Source organism: Verrucomicrobiota bacterium (assembly GCA_019247695.1).
Lineage (GTDB): Bacteria > Verrucomicrobiota > Verrucomicrobiia > Chthoniobacterales > JAFAMB01 > JAFBAP01.
This window is the reverse complement of sequence record JAFBAP010000130.1, coordinates 20,463-41,037: the sequence shown is the minus strand read 5'-3', so window position 1 is coordinate 41,037 and position 20,575 is coordinate 20,463. Positions and strand designations below refer to the sequence as shown.

Here is a 20,575-nt window from a genome sequence, read left to right as displayed (position 1 = left end):
ACCGTATATACGGTCTGGGAGGTGTAACGCCGGCAGGGCGCTGGGAAGGAAGACGAAATTTTACCTTCATGGCCGCCGAAATGCTGTAACCGCTCCGAACCCAACACGGGGCCGCCATCATCGGTGCACCCTTATCGTGACAGATCTTCACGGACGGCGCCAACCGTCAAGTCAGGACGTGCTTCCGGCCGCACTCGCTCAAGGTACTCCGGCGCGGCTTGAAGGAAGCGAGTCAGGTGAGAGGAGGACACGATCGCCGCTTCATTCACTTCAAGCACAACGGCGTCTGCACGCGCAAAATCGCGCTCCCAGGGGATCTGTGCAACCTCCGGTCTTTGGACGAGCGATTGCTCGGGCCAATGCTCGACGAACGTATCAAAATAATTGTAGTAAGCAACGTGACCGGCGGCCCTGGAACGCTCGATTACCTCGATGATTTCATGGGTGAAACTGCCGCCGACAAACGTCAGCGAATGCGGACGGGCGGCCTGCTCGTCGCTGACCCTGAAGTCCGCATGGAGGTAGGATTCCTTTGGCCTTTCCAGAAGGTTTAACAGCGAGAAAAGGTCCTGGTCAACCCCTTCAGGCGAGTGATCAACCCGCAGGTTTCTCTGCTCGATCGAAGCGTACCGCGTTCCTTTCAACCGGCCAAGTTCATCCAAAACTGCCTGGACGGTGAAACAGGCAAGCGGGTAGGTCCAGTGGATCCCCGTTTTCGCAAATCCACGACCCGGAAGCTCGTGCACGCGTTGCAGGCTCAGCGCCCGTCCATCAACCAGCGGAACGCCTTTTTGCTGTAGAAGCGCGGCCAGACGACGATAGCCGGCCGGAGTCGCGGCATCCTTACCTGGATGCGCCCGAAACCGATCAGGTACATCCTCCGGATAAAGGCTGGTCTTGCTTGGGGTGATCATAACGATGATCTCAGAACCCAGCCGCCGGAAACGTTGCCGGGCCGCAACGATGTCGTCAGTAAGGTGTTGCAGGTATCCCTCCGAAGCGCTCGGGGCGAGGTGTCCGAAGTAAGCGAGGTAATGCAGTTGGAATAAGTCGCGGTGGTTGCCGACGATCAGCGTCTCGCCGCTCATGTACGATTTGCGGAACCCTCGATAGAGCACCTCATTCAGACTTCGGATCAGCATGTCGCGTCCGAAAAACGTTTCACTCGCTTTTTTCGTGGCGAATTCCTGAAACGCCGTCCGGAACCAGCTTTTCGAAGTAAGGCGGGTGGGCTTAAGCTCTTGCCGGACCCCTGCCAGGCTACCGTTTTGCAGCCACCTCCATTCCAGGGGCAGGCCGGGTATGCTGCTGAACGCCAATCCCAGGATGCCGGGGATTCCGAGCAGTACCAGAAACAGCGTCACAAGGATTTTCTCGATTAAACGCATTTCACGCGGGCCGGTTAAAACCTGAAGTAAATGAAACTCTGAAACGAACTCACTGAGACTTTGGCGAGTGCAATGAGAAACACCGGAAAGCACGCCAGGAGTTCGGCCAGCGGCCTCCACCGAAGAGCGCCATAGACGTTCTGCAACTGCATAAATCGCGGCAGCAGCGGCGCAAACGAAATCAGCAATCCCATCGTGAGCATAAGCGCGATATCCGGGCTCACCCAGACCAGGTTCGGAGCACTCCTGCCGGGAACAAACAGGGCGATGAAGTAGTTTTCAGCCTGACGGAACGAGTCGCAGCGAAAAACGACCCAGCTCATCATGACCAGGAAAAACGTTATGGCCACATTGGCCGGCCTCGGCACGTGCCGCTGAAGATCCCTCCAAAATAACCGGTCGGCCATAAGCATCATTCCGTGAAACGCGCCCCAGATGACAAAATGCCAGGCGGCGCCGTGCCAGAGCCCCGAAAGCACGAAACACGTGCAGAGATTTATATACGTCCGGGTCGAACCTTTTCGGTTTCCGCCGAGAGGAATATACAGATACTCACGAATCCAGTTCGACAGGCTGATGTGCCAGCGGCGCCAGAAGTCAGTAAAATTTTCGGCGATGTAGGGGTTGCAGAAGTTTTCCCTGAGGCGGAAACCAAGCATGCGACCGAGGCCGATCGCCATGTCGGAATAGCCGGAAAAGTCGAAATAAATCTGGATGGTGAAGCAAAGAACACCCAGCCAGGCCGTGCAGGTGTCGAGTTGCTCCGGCTGAAGCTGGAAGGCTTGATCACTGATTCGACTGACATAATCGGCAATCAATACTTTTTTGCCCATGCCCAGCACGAAGCGGGCAATGCCTGAACGCATCGATTCCCAGGAAATCGCCCGCGTGTGGAACTGGGGCTCGATGTCGTGATAACGAATGATCGGTCCGGCCAGCAGCTTGGGAAAAAAGAACACGTAGGTCAGATAGCTGAAGATATCGTTGGCCGGATTGGCCACCCTACGGTACACATCAACCAGGTAGGTGATCTTCTCAAAAACGATAAATGAGATCGCGATAGGCAGCGCAATGTGGGCCAGCGGCGGTGGGCCGATGCCGGCCCTGGCGCACATTGCCAGCAAACTCCCGTAGAGGAAATTGGCATACTTAAACCACAAAAGCAGGGCTAAATTAGCGGTGATGCCCGTCGTCAGCCAGGCACGTTTGGCGCTTTGGCGGGGTGCACCCGCGATCAGGCGGCTTAGCCACCAATCCAGCACCGCGGAGCTAAGCACCCAAAAAATAAACCGCGGTTCAGCCCAGGCGTAGAAAAACAGGCTGCCGGCCAGTATCACCGCGTTTCGTCGGCCGCGCAGCGCGAAGTAAAGTGCCAGGAACGCCGGCAGAAAGAAAAACAGGAAAACAGGTGCGGTGAACAGCATAACCAACCGAAAACCGGCCCCAGTGATCGCACAGCCCGTCTTCGCTGTCCAGAGTACAAGCACAACCACAATCTGCCGGCAAGCATCGGCGCAAACAGGTCGCCAAATTCAGGCTTTACAGGAACGGTTTTTGAAGGGTACATCGCCTCTGTACGCCTGCGAAAAGTTATGAGTCCAGTACCCGAGTGTCCCCGGATTTCCATCGACGAACGACGTCCTTCGATGGCGTCCTGGCCCAATGACAAATGAGCGTTCGAAAGCCGACTTATGTTGTCGATGCCGGCAGCCTGCTCAGCAGTCATCCGAGGGAGTTATGGAATTACCGCGAGTTGTTCATCCTCCTCGTCAAACGGGATTTTGTGGCGGCATACAAGCAAACCGTGCTGGGTCCGCTCTGGTTTTTCTTCCAGCCGTTCCTTGCGGCCCTGGTTTACGTCGTGGTTTTCGGCCAGATCGCCCGGCTCCCCACGAGCGACTTGCCGCCGCTCGTCTTCTACATGTCCGGGATTATCGCCTGGAGCTTTTTCGCAAACAGTTTGTCGCAGGTTGCCTATACCTTTCTCGGCAGCGGTGGCCTCTTCCGGAAGATTTATTTCCCGCGGTTGGTGATCCCGTTAAGCCAGATCAGCATGAATCTACTGAATTTCCTGGCTCAGTTGCTGACCCTTTTGCTGGTCGTTGCCGCCTGTAAACTCGGCGGCGCCAAGGTCGACCTCAGCCCCCGGATTGCGTTGCTTCCGCTCTGGCTCCTGGAAATGGCCGGCTTGGCCCTCGGCCTGGGCTGTCTGATCGCGTCGGCGACGGTCAGGTACCGGGACTTGAACATCATCGTTGGATACACGCTGCAACTCTGGATGTACGGCAGCCTGGTGATTTATCCACGGTCGTCGGTTCCGGACCACCTGCAAGGTTTACTCCTGCTGAACCCGATGGCAAGCGTGGTCGAGTGTTACCGGTCGAGCCTTTTCGGGACGGAACACGCCCCCGCCCAGCCCGCCTTGATCGCCGCGCTGATTATCCTCATAATTTTGGCGGCGGGACTCTGGCGTTTCATGCGGGCCGAAGGCACCTTCACCGACTCGATTTGATGCCTGCCATTATCGAGGCTTCTCACCTTTCGAAATGCTTTTTCCTGGGGGAGCGCAACCAGAAGGCGTTTTTTGAGGATATTACCTTGGACGCGATGCACAGACTCCGCCGGTTGCTTCATCCGAGCCAAATGATCGGCGACGTGAACCCGAAGCGCCACTTCTGGGCGCTTCGGGATGTCTCGTTCCAGGTCTCGCAGGGACAAACCCTGGCGATCATCGGTGAGAACGGTGCCGGTAAGTCGACGTTAGTAAAGATCCTGTCCAGGATCACCCAACCGACCATTGGCACCGTGAAAGTTTATGGCCGGGTGGCCAGTCTCCTTGAGGTGGGAACCGGGTTTCACCCTGAATTTTCGGGTCGGGATAACATTTATCTCAACGGCGCAATGCTCGGGCTTTCCCGAAAAGAGATCCGCGCCCGATTTGATCCAATCGTCGAGTTTTCCGGAATTCGCGAGTTCATCGACGTCCCGGTTAAGAACTACTCGAGCGGTATGTACGTGCGACTGGCGTTTTCGGTCGCAGCGCATCTCAACCCGGAGATCGTGATTTTAGATGAAGTTCTCGCCGTGGGAGATGCCGCATTTCAACAAAAATGTTTCAAGCGCATCGAGGAAATCATCAACGAGGGTCACGCGGCGATCGTGGTTAGTCATGGATTGGGGCACGTCCGGCGGATGAGCCAGGTGTGCCTTTGGCTGAAGCGCGGCCGCATCGAAATGTTCGGTCCGACCCCGGAGGTTGTCTCCGCTTATGAAAAGGAAACTACCCGTGCAACCGGGTCCCGGCAGGACGCTGCACGGGTTGACGATACTTGAAGAAACGAACATGAGAGACGTGATGATCGGGCGTTTGGGCGAAGAACTCACCAGTCAGTCCAGAATGATGCGGCGCCTCTTTCAGAGACTTCGAGTCGCCGGTGATCAACTCACCGGGGGCGGGCTACGGGCCCTGGGAAGGCGGGTATTAGTGAACCATCCGCCGCTTGCCGCTCTCGTGCCCAGGTTCGTGCGGTTATCCCCGAACACGGCCGCCTCTCTTCACGACGTCATTCCGGGCACGGCAATGCCTGCGGCCGGTGATGTTTCTGCCGATGATGACCACCCGTCCGAGGCCCGCTCTGCCGCCTCCAGCCGCACCGGCGGCGCGGGGCCGAATACCGGGATGGACGCCGATATCTCAGCGGTTTTGCCGGCCTCGGCGCGTCCGATCTTTCGCAGGTTAGAGGCTGCCGTGACCAGGAGCAAGGAGGTCAACTGATATCCGGTGAGAATTGTTCTGGACCTGCAAGGCGCACAAAGTGATAGCCGCTTTCGCGGAATCGGCCGATACTCGCTGGCCCTGGCGCAAGCCATCGTCGCCGGAGCAGGGCGGCACGAAGTCTGGCTGGCCCTGAGCGGCCGCTTCCCGGAGTCCCTTGATCCGCTCCGTGACGCCTTTGCCGGATTGGTTCCTCCGGAGCGAATTCGCATTTTCGAATTGCCTGGGCCGGTCGCTGAACTTGACCCCGCAAACGCTTGGCGCGCGCACGCGGCAGAACTGGTGCGCGAAAATTTTCTGGCCGGCTTGCGTCCCGACATCGTGCATGCCTCAACGTTATTCGAGGGATTTCACAACGAGGTTGTCGCCTCGATCGGCCGGTTGCACGCCGGGGTGCCTACCGCCGTAACCTTGTACGATCTAATCCCTTTGCTGAACCCGCAAAAATACCTGCAGAGCCCCGCCTTCAGGGCCATTTACGCGCGGCGTATGCAGTCGCTCAGGCGGGCCGATTTGATCCTGACGATCTCTGAGGCGTCGCGCAACGAGGCGATTGAAGCACTGCAAATCCCAGATGAACGCATCGTCAACATTTCGGCTGGCGTGTCTCCGTTTTTCAAACGAGTTGAAGTCTCCACCGAAGACAAAGCATCGTTGATGGCGGCTTTTGGCTTGCAGCGGCCGTTTCTCCTATACGCGGGAGGCCTCGAACCTCGCAAAAACCTGGAGGGACTTCTCGAAGCATATTCGTCATTGCCAAAATGCGTGAGAGCGGCTTGCCAGTTGGCGCTCATCGGCGACCTCCAACCCGACGAGGTCCGGCGCCTTGCCTTTTTGAAACGTAAGAGAGAATTGGCGCACGATGAAGTAATCAGCGTCGGGTACGTGTCAGACCAACAACTCCTTTTGCTTTATAGCACCTGCATCGCTTTTGTGTTGCCGTCGCTTCATGAAGGATTCGGACTTCCCGCGGTTGAAGCCATGGCTTGTGGAGCCCCGGTGATCGGCTCCAACCTTACGAGCGTCTCGGAGATCATCAACCGTGAGGATGCGTTGTTTGACCCGCACCGGCCGAAACAGATTGCAACCCGGCTCAATGAAGTTTTAACGGATAGCAAATTCCGGCAAAGCCTCTCCCTTTGGGGCTTAGATAGGGCCAGGGCGTTTACCTGGAACGCCAGCGCCGCCACCGCCCTGCAGTCGTTCGAAGCGCTGGCGGCAAAGTCGCAGGCGCAACGTGGGTCGAGAGTCTCATTTGCCGATGGAAAATGTCCCCTTCGATTGGCCTTCCTTTCGCCTTTACCTCCGGTCCGGAGCGGGATTGCCGGTTACGCCGCCCGCTTATTGCCGTACCTTGCCCGCCACTATGAAATCACCTGTATCGTGGATCAGGCCGAAGTCACCGACCCATGGGTCGTGGCCGGATTCGCCATTCGCGACATCCGATGGTTTGAACTGAACGCGGGTAAGTTTGATCGCGTGCTCTACCACTTCGGGAACTCGCCGGCGCACAAACACATGTTCGATCTGCTGGCCCGGCACCCTGGCGTGGTGACGCTGCACGACTTTTACCTGAGTTCGCTGTTAAAGTGGATGGAGGAGACCGGCTACGCCGGAAATGCCTTCGTCAACGCGCTCTATGCAGCGCATGGATTCTCATGCTTCGACCACCTGAAAGAGAATCCGGCCGAAACGGTTAACGCCTACCCGTGCAACGCGCAGGTCTTGCAGGAGAGCGTCGGCGTGATCGTTCACTCGCAACACGCCATTGACTACGCCCGGCAGTGTTATGGAGAGCAAATGGCCACGCGTTTCCGCCGGGTAGACTTCCTGCCTTTTCCTCCTGAGGCCTGCCAACGTAAAGCCGCGCGTGCGAGGTTGGGTTTACCGGACAGCGCCTTCCTCGTTTGCAGCTTCGGCTGGATCGCACCGTGCAAACTCAACGATCGATTGCTCAACGCCTGGCTTGACTCACCGCTTGCAGCGGACGAGACGTCTCGATTGATTTTCGTCGGCGGTAACGAGGGCGGCGACTATGGTAAACGGCTCTTGGAGCGGATTGCGCAGTGTGAGGCAGGTTCGCGGATCACGATCACAGATTACGTGGACGAGGATCGATACCGCGATTACCTGGCTTCCGCCGACATCGCCGTACAACTTCGAACCGGCAGCAGGGGCGAGACCTCGGCCGCTATCTTCGACTGTTTACGCGGCGGCGTGCCGCTCGTGGTTAACGCGCACGGCGCGGTACCGGAGCTTCCTGACGAAGTGGTCCTGAAGCTTCCGGACCAGTTCAGTGATGCCCGGTTATCCGACGCGCTGGTTTTGATGAAATCCGATCCCTACCTCCGGCAGAAACTCGTCGTCGAGGGTCAGCTGTACGTGCGCAGGACGCATCACCCGGAACGCGTGGCCGACCTTTACCGGGAGGCAATCGAGCACTTCTACGCAGACAGTCCCTCGGCGCGGGAGCAATCGCTGGTGGAGGCGATCGGGCATTATCTCGCGCCGATTCGGCCGGCCGCCACGGACCTGGCGGCAACCGCCGTCGCAATTGCGGGCAACCGGGAGCGGCTTGGGCGGCCCCAGATCCTGATCGACGTGACGCACGTTGCGGCGTCGGATCTCCGGACCGGCATCCAGCGCGTGACTCGAGCCATGGCGATGGCCATCATCGCAAACCCGCCGGACAAGTATCGGGTCGAGCCGGTTCGAGCGGTTGCTGATCAATACCTTTACGCTCGCCGGTTCACATCCCGGTGCCTTGATCTACCCGACGCGGGCCTGGAGGACGATCCGGTGGAGGTGGGCTCAGGCGATCTGTTCCTTGGAATCGATTGGTGCCCTGACGTCTTACCTACCTTGAAAGGCTGGTTTTCGAAGCAGCGCCACCGGGGATTACGAACCGTGTTCATGGTCTATGACATTCTACCTCTGCTTCGGCCGGAGGTCTTTCTTCCAGCCGTCGGGCCGCTGATGGCTAACTGGCTCAGCGCGCTGGTCGAAATCGCGGACGGGATCGTGTGTGACTCGCGCACCGTTGCCGACGAACTTTATGACTGGCTGGCTCGCGCGGACTCACCGCCCGTCCGCCGGTTCCCGATCGGCTTTTCTCATCTGGGCGGGGACCTGCGCGCCAGTCTGCCCAGCACGGAACTTCCGCCGGATGCGCCGGCGCTTTTTTCCAGGATTGCACGTTATCCCGCCTTTTTGATGGTAGGCACTTTGGAGCCGCGCAAAGGTCACCGTCAGGCCCTTCGGGCTATGGAGCGCCTGTGGGCAGACGGCGTCGAGGCAAGTTTGGTAATCGTCGGCAACCAGGGATGGATGATCGAGGACCTTGCGGCGGAAATCCGTGTGCACCCCCAACACGGCACGCGCCTGTTCTGGCTCCAGGCAGCAAGCGATGAGTTGCTCGAACAGATCTACCGCCGTGCTCGCGGACTGCTCGCCGCCTCAGAGGGGGAAGGCTTCGGCCTGCCGCTGATTGAAGCCGCCTGCTACGGGCTGCCAATTATTGCTCGGGCAATCCCGGTTTTTCAGGAAGTAGCCGGTGAACACGCGTACTATTTCCATGGCCGCGAGCCGGACAGGCTTGCCGATGCCCTGCGCACCTGGCTGGCTCTCGGCGAACGGATCCCCAAGCCTCACGGAATCAAATGGCTGACCTGGTGCGAGAGCAGCCGTCAGCTGATTAAAATGGTGCTCGACGCTCGATGGTACAAGTGGTGGCCTGGCGCGGACCACATGCCCCGGCCATGAGTCAGGTCCGGGCCAAATGGGCGGGCCTCGAACTTCGCGCAAAGCGCATTTCAAGGTAGATACGACCCCTTGATTGCGCACCCGCCTCGCACGGCACTGCGTTTTCGGCATCGGCGCTTGCGCCGTTACCATGCCCGTCAGGGTTTCACGCATTGATAATACTGCAAGTAAGAGTCTTCGACCTCATCAGCAATCGGATTTCCAAAAATGAAGTCTTCATACGAGAATTGTCCGGACCGCAACGTGCGCACCATGTGACAGAGGCCTTTCTCGACGGCGATGTCGAAGCCGCAGGCTTTTAGCATGCGACGGAGATCGGATGGCCCGTACTCGATCTTATGGTCGGGGTGAATCATCCTTTTCCCGGCGGTGGCTGCATGCATCGACGAGAGTAAGCCGTTTGGCGTATCGAGGCAAAAGGATCCACCACGACGCAGCACTCGAAAGACGTGCTGACTCATGCGGCGGCCGGTCTCAGGCGACAAATGCTCAATCACTTGACCGGCCCAAACCAGGTCGACGCTGCCATCGTCGATGCCTGAAAGTTCGCTCATATCGGCGTATAAGATCGAAATCTCGCCTCCGCGGCTGTGGCGTTCGAGTTCAACCCTTCTGAATTCCTGGTGCCGTCGTTCCGGAGGAAGATCAATCAGCACAAGTTTCTTGAACGGGTGAGGGTAACCCATCCGGTACAAAGGTGAATAGGCACCCCCTAAATCAAGGATGACATCCCCGGGTGGAAGCAACGTGCGAACGACTTTAAGGCGAGCGTTGTGAATAAAATGGAGATGAAGTTCAAGACTGAGATTGCAACAGCGTTCCAGTCCTTCTGCACTCAACAGGAGTTTCCAGGCGACGTTTTCGGGACTATCGCCGGAGAATTGTTGCAAAGCCTCTCGAGTCACCCAACGACCTCGCAACAGGCGGTACAGGAGGGCAGTCCTTGTATATGCGATCAGTCCTGTTAACATGGATTCGCTGCTTAGCGGACGGTTCAGCCCGTGGGGGAGCCCCGGTTTTTCGGCTTTGCCAGATCACGGACCGCCGCTAATACCACCACCAAGGCATAAATCAAGTCAAACCCAACCAGGAAAATCTGGCGAATTACACATCCGCCCGGGTGGCCGGCGGGTGCATCCGAAGCCTGTCTGAACGCATCCGCCAACGTTTGCACCTCCGACCGCCAGACAAACCGGGCCAATTGCCGCTGACCGCAGTGAGCCAGGCGTTGTCGCAGATCTGCGTCGCACGAAATCCGCCGCATCGCCCCGGCGAGTTCTTCAACACTGTCAACGTCAACATAAAGCGCTGCCGCACCCGCAACTTCCGTTTGGCTGCCGCCGCGACCGCAGATGATCGGCAGGCCAAAATGCATGGCTTCGAGTAACGGAATCCCAAATCCTTCGTAATACGATGGAAACACCAGGGCTGCAGCGCTTCGATAGTAACCGGCCAGTTGCTCTTCATTGACGTCTCCGGTAAAATCCACGTGGTCGCTCAGTTCCAACTCAGCGGCCAGTCGTTTGAGGTTAGCCGCACGTTGATCGTCGCCTGCAATCAACACCAGACGCCACGCATCGGTCCCGGCCCGTTCCCGATAAAGCCGAAAAGCGCGCAGGAGGGTTTGCTGGTTCTTGTGCTTCCACGGCCTTGCAGGGTAGAAAAAGAATGGCGCGGCTTGAAATCTCCGTCCGGGGCCAAGCCGCTCATGGATCAGCAAGTACGTCCGGAAGGTTCGTGCGTACGGAATCCGGTATACAGCCTTGAGACGTTGCCGGGTGAACTCGGACGGTACCTGAAACCGGGCGCGGCTGAAAGCTAATTTCCTGAGGTTCAATCGGCGCCAAAAACGATCCTTCCAGGTAAGACTTTTCGGGTAGTCTTCATGCAGCAGGTCCATAATCAAGGCAACCAGGCAGACGTTCGCCGGAACCGGCAGATGACGGCCGAACGGGGAATAAAGCACATCGAGTTTCTCGCGCCTCGCGAGTCGCCGGATGATCGACTGGCTTCGGACCTCCCGGCAAGCTTCCCGCAAGAGAGAACCCCGTCGTCGCCCGGCGCGAGTGCAGTGAAACCCCGTGCGGTTTTCAAAACGCGCCGCAAGTTCCTGGCGGGTGATTTCGGGCACAAACAGCGTAAGCCGGATCTGATCGCGATAACGCTCCAGCAGACCTTCCAGAAGTTGCAGAATTGCGAATTTAATGCCCCCGTTGGCCGCGCCGGGGAGCATTGGGGTTAGGTCAACGCCCACCCGTACGGGCCGATCCCGGCCGCATGAATGGCAAGGTTTACCTGGAAACGGTTCCACACGCATTGACTCTCCTCTTAACAAAGAAGGATTGATGATTGCCAAGCCAGCAATTCGCGCCCGGACTCAGACAGCATCACTTTCTTCGATCCTATAAGCGATCCGCGTTGATGTTTCCTTCCATATTGCGCTTATTTGCATTGTTGATTACCTAGCGTTGTATGAAACGGGCCTTGATCACCGGTATCTCCGGCCAGGATGGTGCCTATCTGGCGAAACTGCTTCTGGACAAAGGTTACTGGGTTTGCGGCGCGTCGCGTGATGCCCAGGTTGCCACTTTCCATAACCTTCATCGGCTGGGAATCCGGGACCGAATCCAATATGCCTCCGTTGCTTTGAACGATTTTCGCAGTGTGCTCCAAGTTCTGTTCAAGTTTGAACCGGAGGAGGTATATCATTTGGCGGGCCAATCGTCAGTTGCGTTATCATTTGAACAGCCGGTCGAAACGCAGGAAAGCATTTACGGCGCGACCCTCACCCTCCTGGAAGCCATCCGCTTTACCGGGAAACCAATTCGTTTCTACAACGCAGGCTCCGGCGAGTGTTTCGGGGATTTACACGGACAGGCGGCAGACGAAAATACACCGTTTCATCCCCGAAGTCCGTACGCGGTTGCCAGATCCGCCGCCTACTGGCAAGTGGCCAATTATCGGGAAGCGTACGGGCTCTTTGCCTGCTCGGGAATCCTCTTTAACCATGAGTCCCCATTCCGGCCGGAGCGGTTCGTCACCAAGAAAATTGTAGCGGCGGCCACCCGGATCGCCGCGGGCCGGCAAAAATCCCTCGTCCTGGGAAACGTCGAAATCCGACGGGATTGGGGCTGGGCGCCTGAGTACGTCGATGCCATGCATCGGATGCTCCAGATCGACACACCGCAGGATTTCGTAATTGCGACCGGCCAAAGTGAAAAGCTCGAGACGTTTGCCAGGGTGGCCTTTGAGCACGCCGGCCTGAAACTGGAGGATCACCTCGTCATTAACGGCGACCTTTATCGTCCCACGGAACTCATGTTTGGACGAGGCGACGCCGGCAAAGCCGCCGCCATCCTGAACTGGCGGCCGAGGTACCGGATGGCGGACGTTGCCCGAATGATGGTAGACGCCGTCCGGGCCGAACTGCAGGAAGCGGAGGGTGCCTCGCCCAACTGAGTAGTTAAGCTAGTCGCGGGCTCGGCTCTTCCGCGTGTTACCGGCTTTTGCGCGGCGGCCGGTCGGCGCGGTGCTCAATTCACGAGGACCCCGGTTTAACGCCTATCGGGGAACTCGAGGTTGGCTCTTGAATCCAGAGTCAAAGAAGTGAAGCGGTGACGCCATTTTGACCTTCCCCTGGAACCGCCCTCACGACTATGGTTTGTGTCAGGCATCAAACCACAACGACTGCCATGCCTGTTTCCGCTGCCCTTGTCATCGCGCATCCGGGTCACGAACTTCGTGCGTTCGGATTTTTGCGACGTTATCATCCCAAGGTTGCAATCTTGACGGACGGGTCCGGCAGCCAAGGCGAACCCCGGATCGCGAGAACGCAACAAATTCTGCGGGAGAATGACTGCCGGGAGGGTTGCTGGATGGGAGAGATTTCGGATACGGCAATTTACGGAATAATTTTGGCCGGGGAAGTCACACCCTTTGTCGAATGGACGATCCGCCTGGCGGCGATGCTGCGGGAGAATTTTGTCACGCTGGTCGCGGGAGATGCCCTGGAAGGGTTCAGCCCGAGCCACGATCTCTGTCGCTTCATGCTCGACGCGGCCACAGACCTGCTCGCGCGGGAGACCGGCAGACGAATTGTAAATCACGGATTCTTCCTCGATGGCCCCCCTGGGGTCGTTCCGTTCGCGAGGAAAGACGACGCTGTGGTGATGAATCTGGACGACGCGGAGTTCGCCGCCAAAAAAGCGGCGGCACATGGGTACGAGGAATTGCGAAACGAGTTGCAACGCGCGCTGGACAGGTTCGGCGAGGCTCCGTTTCGTCGCGAGGTCTATTTCCCCGCGCCCTGCCGGTTGCCGCTGGAAGCTATGTTCCGGCAACCTCCTGATTATGAGGTGCTCGGCGAACAGCGTGTGCGCGAGGGGGTATTTCCCGACGTAATTCGTTTCCACCGTCATGTTCGACCGCTCGTGGAACGACTCAGGGCGAGTCTAGGCCTTAAGCAAGCGTGATCTGAACGCCCGGCGGGAAGAAAAAAGTTCGAAATGCCTGAACCGCGGTGCAAAGCGCCGCAGCCCATCCGAAAAAGGCGGTCGCTGGCTAAGCCGGTCGGGCTTCGAGCCCCCGCTTTGCCGCGGCCTCCCGCTCCGTCTTTGTCAAGAGATTGTTACAATCGCCGCGTTGCCTTCCAACGCACGGTTTGGTCCAGTCAGCCAGAAACTTCCCCCCGGAAATGGCTAACGCGCGCCGTCAACCAAAGGAGCGGATCAGCACCACCGGACGGCTCGGGTCGAGACATGACGACAGGAAAAATAAAAAGATTCCTATGAAAACCGAATCGCCTACCAATCGGTCAAACGATGCAAATAAGACCTGCGCATTCTCCCGTCCGCGACCCCAAAAACTCCGGTGCACACCCGCGATGCTCGCTGCCGCCGTTGCCGGCATTGTGTGGGTAGGTCCGGCGGTGGCCGGCGGTTATGGCGACGGCGGCAACCGCGGAAGGGTCGATCACGTGCTGCTGGTGTCGGTCGACGGAATGCATCAGTCCGACCTGGCTTGGTACGTCCAGACCCACCCTAAATCCACGATGGCAGCGTTGATGGCGCAGGGCGTCGACTACTCCAACGCGAGCACGCCCTTTCCCTCGGACTCCTTCCCGGGAATGGTCGGCCAAGTGACGGGAGGCAATCCTTCTAGCTCCGGCATCTACTATGACGATACCTGGAACCATGCGCTGCTCCCACCAGGGACCACGGACTGCGCCGGGATCGCGCCGGGCACCGAGGTCACCTACTTCGAGGCCATCGACAAAAATCAAGGCGCCCTCGACGCGGGTCAGGGCATCGTGCCGGCCCCGGGCAATGATCCTTGGGCCAACATTCTGCAGATGACCCGCAACCCCGTGAACGTGATTGATCCCTCGAAGCTGCCCGTCGATCCCTCGACTTGCCAGCCGCTCTACCCCAACCAATACCTGCAGGTGAACACGATTTTCGAGGTGGCCCACCGGCACCATTTGCGGACCGCGTGGTCCGACAAGCACCCCGCCTACCTGATCCTGTCCGGTCCGTCCGGGAAAGGGGTTGATGATTACTTTACTCCCGAAATCAACAGCAGCGCCAACCCGGCCGCTCCGACCGACGCGAGTCAGCCGGATTGGACCACCGACAACCTCGCGACCCAGCAGTACGACAACTACAAGGTTCAGGCCGTCCTTAACTGGATCACTGGTCACAACCACGATGGTTCCGGCGACCCGGGGACTCCGGCGATCTTTGGCATGAACTTCCAGAGCGTCTCGACGGCCCAGAAGCTGCCTACTTCCAGGACGGAGGGTGATTTGTCGGGAACCGCTACAGGCGGCTACCTCGCCGATGGCGCGACCCCCGGGCCGGTCTTGAGCAACGCGCTCGACTTCGTCGATCAATCCCTGGGAAGCATGATGAGCGCCCTCGCGCGGCGCGGCATTCTCGAGCGCACCGCGATCATCGTGTCGGCCAAGCACGGCCAGTCGCCGATGAACCCCGCGGCCCTCAACCGGATCAAAGACGGCCAGATCATCGCCGCCCTCAACGCTGCGTGGAACAGCTCCAGCCAGGGCGGGAATTCGAGCGCCGCACCACTGGTAGCTTTGGGGACCGATGACGACGGCATGCTCCTCTGGCTCAACGACCGGTCCGAGGCCGCCACCGACTTCGCGCGCCAGTTCCTCCTAAACTACAATGATTCGTCCGCAAGCATCGACGGCAAGCCCGTCACGTCTGCCGGTCTTTTACAGGTCTACGCCGGCGCCGCTGCGGCGCAGCTTATCGGCGTCGATCGGAGTGATCCTCGGGTGCCCGACGTGATCGGCATCGCGCAGTATGGGGTCGTCTACACCAGCCACCAGAGCAAGATCGCCGAGCACGGCGGTGATCACCTCGACGATCGGAATGTGCCCATCCTGGTCGCCTGGCCCGGGGCGGCTGGCGGTACGGCCGTTACGGCGCCCGTCGAAACGACGCAGATAGCCCCAACCATCCTGGAGTTGCTCGGTCTCGACCCCAACGAGCTCCAGGCGGTCCGTATCGAGGGCACGCCGCCCCTCTTCTAAGCCGGCTCTACGGCCCTGCATGTCGCAGCATCCCGCGGGGGTGACTTGGCGGTCGCCCGCTGGAGGGCGGCCGCAAGCGAAAGCCTCGGCCGACCGAAACCCGACTGAACCACTCACAGGCCAAACGCCCCCGCTTCAGTCGGGTTAAGCCCCGCCCATGTCGAACTCCGCCGCGGACGCAGGCCGCGGAGTCGAAACGCGTTTGTTTTAGGTCCAGGACTGCCAAACCAGTGAGGGGGCTTCGACGACGAAAACCTCTCGTCTGACCGGAAATTGAGGCGCAAGGCCATCAAACCACACCAAACGTTCCTGTAGAAGCGTGAACTCCAGGGTGTAGGTGCCGGGTCTCTCCGGAGCGATGACCGTCATGCTGAAAGGCAGCGTGTATCCGGGCGGCACCGGCATCGACAAGAGGGCCCGAGGATTCTCGAACACCGCCATATGGTCCGTGCGCGTCTCCCGCCAATGGTAGCTGAACGCCACCGGGTTTCCGCCCATGCTGGAGAGAACGTGCGCGGTGCCGTTGTGCAAATGGCCTCGCACGGTGAAGCGGCCTGCGCACCCGACCTCGGCCGGAGTGGCATCAAGCACGACGCGGAGCTTCTCCACATCAGAGGCCTGAAGCACGACCATCGGCGAAGAGCTCGCTGCTCTGTCCCGCTGTTGCTGGCGCGATTGCAGTTGCAGCCGGAGACGCTCCGGCCAGGAAAGATTTTCAGGCTGAGCTTGCACGGCCTCGCCGTACAGATTGAGGTATGCTCGGAGCGCGCTCTCCAGTCCCGCGGTCTCACGGATGAACTGCGAAACGTCGGCGCCGTCGTCAGGGTCATACCGGTGAATTTCCTCGCGGATGCTTTCGACGAGTAATGAGCGCGTCATCAAGCGCGCGCCGAGATTCCAATCCCGCCAGGCTCGCACGTTTTTTGTCGTCACCAGGCCGGCAAGTCCGCGAGAATCACAGATCACGACCGAGCAACCAGTGGCAAGGGCCTCCAACGCACACCGCCCTTTGCCGAAAACCAAGTCATATTTTCCCAGAACCTCCTCCGGAACATGCGTTCCGCGGTTCGTTCCGGAGCCGATCACATCGACTGCAAGCGATTCTTGGGTGCAGGCTGCCTGCACGGTATCCAGCCAACCGCCCGGTTCAGCATAGTTACTGAAGACCAGCGCACGCGCCGGCTTTTTCGGTAATGGAGTGCGCGAGCGGAACCGCGCGAGATCCACCACGTTAGGAATGATTCGTACGCATTCCTCGCCGATGAATGCTTCCTCTACCAATCGCTCGCGACAGTTAAAATCTACCGCCACATAAGTCCGCAGGCGCGGATGTACGGGAGGGTAGTCATGCCAGGCAGTCCGATCGTGGCAGACGAAAATTGCGGGAGCCGTTGGAAAGGCGTGCAAGGCCATGAGGGTCTCGACGTGGTGATGCCCGTGGATAATCTGGGGCACCGCCGGCAGGTCGGTTAACCGGTCGACGACGGGGATTCCGGCGCCGGCGATCTCTTCCGCGATGGCTCCGAGAGAGGGACTGTAAACCATCGGTTGCTTACCGAGCGACTGAAATCCCCTGGCGAGATCCCGAGTTACGATCTCTGTGCCGGTTCGCATGCAAAGCTGAATGTTCGTGATCAAAATATGCTTCACGTCGGACATTTCGGGAACCATAACCGGCGGGAGTTATCAAACAATGAATTTGTGGGGACCCGGGGATAAGCGCGTTCCCGCTTGGAAAGGTGGTAATGTTTGGGAGCGGTCTGTTAAGATAGGAGACAGGTCCTATGAATACACCGAAAATCCTCATTGACCCCCAGCCGCGCACGATGGACATGATTTTCGATGCGGAGGCCCGGCGCAAGCTGTCGACGGTGGCCGAACTCACGGTCTTTGACGCCGGTCCCATGCCCGTCGAGATGCTTGAAAAGGCCCTGCCCGAAACCGAGATCCTGATCGGCCAGACCGACCTGCCCCGGGAACGGCTGGAACGTGCCCCCAGGCTGCGGGCCATCTTTAACGTGGAAGGTAACTTCCTGCCTAATATCGACTATGATTACTGTTTCACGCACGGCATCCGGGTCCTCGTCGCGAGCCCGGCCTTTGCGGTCCCGGTCGCCGAAATGGCCCTCGCTTTCGGCCTTGACCTGGCGCGCGACGTCAGCCGGAACGACCGCGCCTTTCGCGAACGCCACGAAGTTTATGGACTGCAAAGCAACCGGGATTCGTTCCTCTTTACCGGCTGCCGCGTGGGCATCATCGGCTTCGGCGACCTGGCCCGCGCCTTCCGGCCGCTGGTGCGCCCGTTCCGTTGCCCGGTGAAAGTCTATGACCCGTGGCTGCCGGAGCGCGAGATCCTGCTCCACGACTGCACGCCGGCGAGCCTGGACGAGGTGCTGTCTTCTTCCGACGCGGTGTTTGTCTTCGCGAGCGTTACGACGGAAAACCAGGGTTTTCTAGGCGAGCGTGAATTCGGGCTGATTCGGCCCGGCGGCCTCTTTATCCTGATGAGCCGGGCGGGGGTGGTGGACTTTGAGGCATTAACAGCCGCCGCCCGTTCAGGGCGGCTGAAGGTGGCGACGGACGTGTTTCCCGACGAGCCGTTCGTGAAAGACCACCCGATTCGCGATCTGCCCAACGTGCTCCTCTCAGCCCACCGGTCCGGCGGCATCCGGGAAGCTTTCCATGAAATCGGACGCCTGGTGCTTGCCGACTTAGAATTGCTGGCGCGCGGCCTGCCGCCGATAAGCTGCCGGGTCGCCCAGCCGGAGACGGTCAGCCGGTTCCGGAGCAAGGCCGTCAAGGTGTCGTGACGCCGCCTCATGGTCGCGCCGGTCTTTTTGCCGCTCCGGAGCGCGAAGGCCAGGTTAACCGGTTACAACCTGATCCCGGCGCGGGTGAACCCCGTTGCACCTCGTGCCGATCATGGCCGCCGGAAAATCGAAGCAGCCTTGACCGAAAATCCCGGTAGCAAGGAAGTGGTAAGTGTGTCATGCGGGTACAACACCCCCACGGGATCCGTTTGGTTTTGCACAAACCGGTGAATGGCGATGGTACCGGGTTCGGGATCAATGATCCAGAGTTCCTTTACGCCGAGCCGAGCATAAACCCGCTTTTTGTTGACCAGATCGAGTTGCCGGGTCTTCGGCGACAGGATCTCAACCACCAGATCCGGCGGCCCTTCCGCACCGGCATCGGTCAGGATGGATCGATTCGGGTTAAGGACGACCAGCAGGTCCGGCTGAAAAACATCCGTGTTCGTCAGGTAGACATCGAACGGAGCATTGTAAAAAACGCCGATCGGATTCGCTTCCAGATAACGATCAAGCGCACCCTGGAGGTTGCGCGAAACGTCCTGGTGAAAACGATTCGGTGCCGGTGCCATGTAAAGGTCTCCTTCGATCAACTGGTAACGAGGCCCGGTCTCCGGTAGGTTCTTGTACTCCTCGACGGTCAGAGGCGGCGCATGAGGTCGGACAACCATGCGTCAATTTTAACGAAAGTTGAGAGACGGACAAGAACTACGAATGCAGGCTCATCGCTCGACCATTTGGTTGCGGCGTTCCGCCAAGGCAGACCGGCCGACAATCTGACCGCCATTATCCGGCGGGCGCGCCGCGCGCGATTAACCGCGCGGACCATCGTTCGCCAGACGCGAGATGACATTTTCAATCTCCTGTTCCGGCAGCAGCGGTGGCTCCCCGACTGCGAGGCACGTTTGCTCCGGCTCAAAAGCGCAGTGACAGATCTCCTGACCTCGCGATAAAGGTTTTCAGGAGATTCCTCTGTACATGACTACTTCTCAAGCAACCCAACGCTCCCTCTGGCTTGCGCCGGACGGCTGGTCGGTGGAAATCATCGACCAGACAAAACTGCCTCACGAAGTGCGCATTGCGCGCCTGCGCTCGGTCGAGGACGCCGTGCGGTCCATCAAGACCATGCAGGTGCGCGGTGCGCCCCTTATCGGGGTTACCGCAGCTTATGGGCTGGCCCTCGCGCTTCGGGCCGATGCATCCGATCACGCTTTAGCCGCGGCTGACGCGTTGCTGCGTAGCACGCGCCCTACGGCCGTCAACCTTGGATGGGCCCTCGATGAAGTGCGGGCGCGAGTGTTGCCCCTGAGCCCGTCCGAGCGCGCCGCCGCGGCCTACGCCCGGGCGGCAGAGTTGGTCGAGGAGGATGTCGCGACCAATCGCGCCATCGGTGAGCACGGACTGGGGCTGTTCCGCTCGTTGGCCGGTGCGAAACCTTCCGGCGAACCGCTGCAGATCCTGACGCACTGCAACGCGGGGCGCCTTGCAACCGTGGCCCTGGGTACGGCGACGGCACCGGTGTATCTGGCCCGCGAAAATGGTTTGCCGATCCACGTGTGGGTAAGCGAGACCCGGCCCCGGAACCAGGGCGCCGCCCTGACGGCCTGGGAGCTCGGTCAGTCCGGCGTGCCGCTGACCGTGATCGCGGACAACGCCGCGGGGCACCTGATTCAGCGCGGCATGGTAGACGTTGTGATCGTGGGCGCCGACCGTGCCACCGCGCGCGGCGACGTGGCGAACAAAATCGGCACTTACCTCAAGGCGTTGGCTGCCCGCGCGCACGGGGTGCCGTTCTACGTCGCGCTGCCGGCCAGCACGATCGATTGGGCCATCGAGGACGGCATTGCGGAAATTCCGATAGAACGGCGTGATGCCCGTGAAATCACGCACTTGATCGGCGCAACCGGGTCGGGCAGGTGTGAAGAGGTGCGCCTCACGCCGGCGGAGATTTCTGCTCGAAACGACGCCTTTGACGTCACGCCCGCCGCCCTCGTGACCGGCCTCATCACTGAGCGCGGCGTCTGCGCGGCGTCTGCGTTGGGATTGAAGCGATTGTTCCCTGAGTCGGCTGAAGCATAGCGGAGCGGACCCGAGAACCGTACAAGTGTGCCGTCTTAGGAGACGGCACAGCGGCCCACGCCTGGTTGTCTGCGTCGCCGGCATTTTACCGGTTGTGGCGCGTCGCCGGCTCCGCACCCCGACCTCCGACCTCCGACCTCCGACCCCCGAACTCCGAACTCCGAACTCCGAACCCCGAACTCTTTCCCCCCTCTTCCCGCCGTGT

The 20,575-nt window shown here is 59.6% G+C and carries 15 protein-coding genes; 9 read left to right on the top strand and 6 right to left on the bottom strand.

The annotated features are described in order from the left end of the window. Window positions 1-131: 131 nt before the first annotated feature. Window positions 132-1,388 carry a hypothetical protein gene (locus JO015_15360; GenBank protein MBW0000476.1) on the bottom strand — a complete coding sequence of 419 codons (1,257 nt, stop codon included), beginning with the start codon at window positions 1,386-1,388 and terminating at the stop codon, window positions 132-134. Between the two features lie 14 nt (window positions 1,389-1,402). Beyond that, window positions 1,403-2,812, bottom strand: coding sequence for an MBOAT family protein (locus tag JO015_15355; GenBank protein MBW0000475.1), 1,410 nt, complete (start codon window positions 2,810-2,812; stop codon window positions 1,403-1,405). Between the two features lie 245 nt (window positions 2,813-3,057). On the opposite strand from JO015_15355, the gene JO015_15350 reads away from it, so the two are divergent. From JO015_15350 to JO015_15335, 4 genes are read left to right on the top strand one after another with little or no spacing between them, the layout of a single operon-like run. After that, the gene (locus JO015_15350; protein MBW0000474.1) at window positions 3,058-3,900 is read left to right on the top strand and encodes an ABC transporter permease; all 843 of its coding nucleotides are present in this window, start codon (window positions 3,058-3,060) and stop codon (window positions 3,898-3,900) included. Further along, complete coding sequence (locus JO015_15345; GenBank protein MBW0000473.1) at window positions 3,900-4,721, top strand: ABC transporter ATP-binding protein; 822 nt, start codon at window positions 3,900-3,902, stop codon at window positions 4,719-4,721. Before JO015_15350 ends, JO015_15345 begins: the two co-directional genes overlap by 1 nt. Before the next feature lie 22 nt (window positions 4,722-4,743). After that, on the top strand, window positions 4,744-5,163 hold the full coding sequence (locus tag JO015_15340) for a hypothetical protein (GenBank protein MBW0000472.1): 420 nt from the start codon (window positions 4,744-4,746) through the stop codon (window positions 5,161-5,163). 6 nt (window positions 5,164-5,169) lie between these two features. Then, window positions 5,170-8,925 (top strand): glycosyltransferase, encoded by a 3,756-nt coding sequence (locus tag JO015_15335; protein MBW0000471.1) that lies wholly within the window; start codon window positions 5,170-5,172, stop codon window positions 8,923-8,925. Window positions 8,926-9,062: 137 nt separating this feature from the next. Here JO015_15335 and JO015_15330 read toward each other — a convergent pair whose 3' ends face one another. Next, window positions 9,063-9,830, bottom strand: coding sequence for a class I SAM-dependent methyltransferase (locus JO015_15330; GenBank protein ID MBW0000470.1), 768 nt, complete (start codon window positions 9,828-9,830; stop codon window positions 9,063-9,065). 89 nt (window positions 9,831-9,919) lie between these two features. Then, window positions 9,920-11,158 (bottom strand): glycosyltransferase family 4 protein, encoded by a 1,239-nt coding sequence (locus JO015_15325; protein ID MBW0000469.1) that lies wholly within the window; start codon window positions 11,156-11,158, stop codon window positions 9,920-9,922. A 239-nt stretch (window positions 11,159-11,397) separates the two neighbouring features. On the opposite strand from JO015_15325, the gene JO015_15320 reads away from it, so the two are divergent. The 3 genes from JO015_15320 to JO015_15310 all read left to right on the top strand — a co-directional run bounded on the left by JO015_15320 (window position 11,398) and on the right by JO015_15310 (window position 15,481). Next, window positions 11,398-12,384: a GDP-mannose 4,6-dehydratase gene (locus JO015_15320; GenBank protein ID MBW0000468.1), complete on the top strand. Its 987-nt coding sequence runs from the start codon at window positions 11,398-11,400 to the stop codon at window positions 12,382-12,384. 233 nt (window positions 12,385-12,617) lie between these two features. Continuing rightward, entirely contained in the window at window positions 12,618-13,397 is a 780-nt protein-coding gene (locus JO015_15315; protein MBW0000467.1) for a hypothetical protein, read from the top strand. Window positions 13,398-13,807: 410 nt separating this feature from the next. Further along, complete coding sequence (locus JO015_15310; GenBank protein ID MBW0000466.1) at window positions 13,808-15,481, top strand: alkaline phosphatase family protein; 1,674 nt, start codon at window positions 13,808-13,810, stop codon at window positions 15,479-15,481. A 207-nt stretch (window positions 15,482-15,688) separates the two neighbouring features. On the opposite strand, the gene JO015_15305 is transcribed toward JO015_15310, so the two are convergent. Continuing rightward, complete coding sequence (locus JO015_15305) at window positions 15,689-17,131, bottom strand: hypothetical protein (GenBank protein MBW0000465.1); 1,443 nt, start codon at window positions 17,129-17,131, stop codon at window positions 15,689-15,691. A gap of 134 nt (window positions 17,132-17,265) precedes the next feature. Here JO015_15305 and JO015_15300 point away from each other — a divergent pair, with 134 nt between their 5' ends. Then, window positions 17,266-18,291 carry a hydroxyacid dehydrogenase gene (locus tag JO015_15300; GenBank protein ID MBW0000464.1) on the top strand — a complete coding sequence of 342 codons (1,026 nt, stop codon included), beginning with the start codon at window positions 17,266-17,268 and terminating at the stop codon, window positions 18,289-18,291. A gap of 110 nt (window positions 18,292-18,401) precedes the next feature. Here JO015_15300 and JO015_15295 read toward each other — a convergent pair whose 3' ends face one another. Then, window positions 18,402-18,962 carry a Uma2 family endonuclease gene (locus tag JO015_15295; protein MBW0000463.1) on the bottom strand — a complete coding sequence of 187 codons (561 nt, stop codon included), beginning with the start codon at window positions 18,960-18,962 and terminating at the stop codon, window positions 18,402-18,404. A 307-nt stretch (window positions 18,963-19,269) separates the two neighbouring features. On the opposite strand from JO015_15295, the gene mtnA reads away from it, so the two are divergent. Then, window positions 19,270-20,370: an S-methyl-5-thioribose-1-phosphate isomerase gene (mtnA, locus tag JO015_15290; GenBank protein ID MBW0000462.1), complete on the top strand. Its 1,101-nt coding sequence runs from the start codon at window positions 19,270-19,272 to the stop codon at window positions 20,368-20,370. Window positions 20,371-20,575 lie beyond the last annotated feature (205 nt).

Coding starts and splice junctions, on each gene's coding strand:
- JO015_15360 (MBW0000476.1), bottom strand. CDS start 1,388: ATGCGTTTAATCGAGAAAATCCTTGTGACGCTGTTTCTGGTACTGCTC.
- JO015_15355 (MBW0000475.1), bottom strand. CDS start 2,812: ATGCTGTTCACCGCACCTGTTTTCCTGTTTTTCTTTCTGCCGGCGTTC.
- JO015_15350 (MBW0000474.1), top strand. CDS start 3,058: ATGAGCGTTCGAAAGCCGACTTATGTTGTCGATGCCGGCAGCCTGCTC.
- JO015_15345 (MBW0000473.1), top strand. CDS start 3,900: ATGCCTGCCATTATCGAGGCTTCTCACCTTTCGAAATGCTTTTTCCTG.
- JO015_15340 (MBW0000472.1), top strand. CDS start 4,744: ATGATCGGGCGTTTGGGCGAAGAACTCACCAGTCAGTCCAGAATGATG.
- JO015_15325 (MBW0000469.1), bottom strand. CDS start 11,158: ATGCTCCCCGGCGCGGCCAACGGGGGCATTAAATTCGCAATTCTGCAA.
- JO015_15320 (MBW0000468.1), top strand. CDS start 11,398: ATGAAACGGGCCTTGATCACCGGTATCTCCGGCCAGGATGGTGCCTAT.
- JO015_15315 (MBW0000467.1), top strand. CDS start 12,618: ATGCCTGTTTCCGCTGCCCTTGTCATCGCGCATCCGGGTCACGAACTT.
- JO015_15310 (MBW0000466.1), top strand. CDS start 13,808: ATGCTCGCTGCCGCCGTTGCCGGCATTGTGTGGGTAGGTCCGGCGGTG.
- JO015_15300 (MBW0000464.1), top strand. CDS start 17,266: ATGAATACACCGAAAATCCTCATTGACCCCCAGCCGCGCACGATGGAC.
- JO015_15295 (MBW0000463.1), bottom strand. CDS start 18,962: ATGGTTGTCCGACCTCATGCGCCGCCTCTGACCGTCGAGGAGTACAAG.
- mtnA (MBW0000462.1), top strand. CDS start 19,270: ATGACTACTTCTCAAGCAACCCAACGCTCCCTCTGGCTTGCGCCGGAC.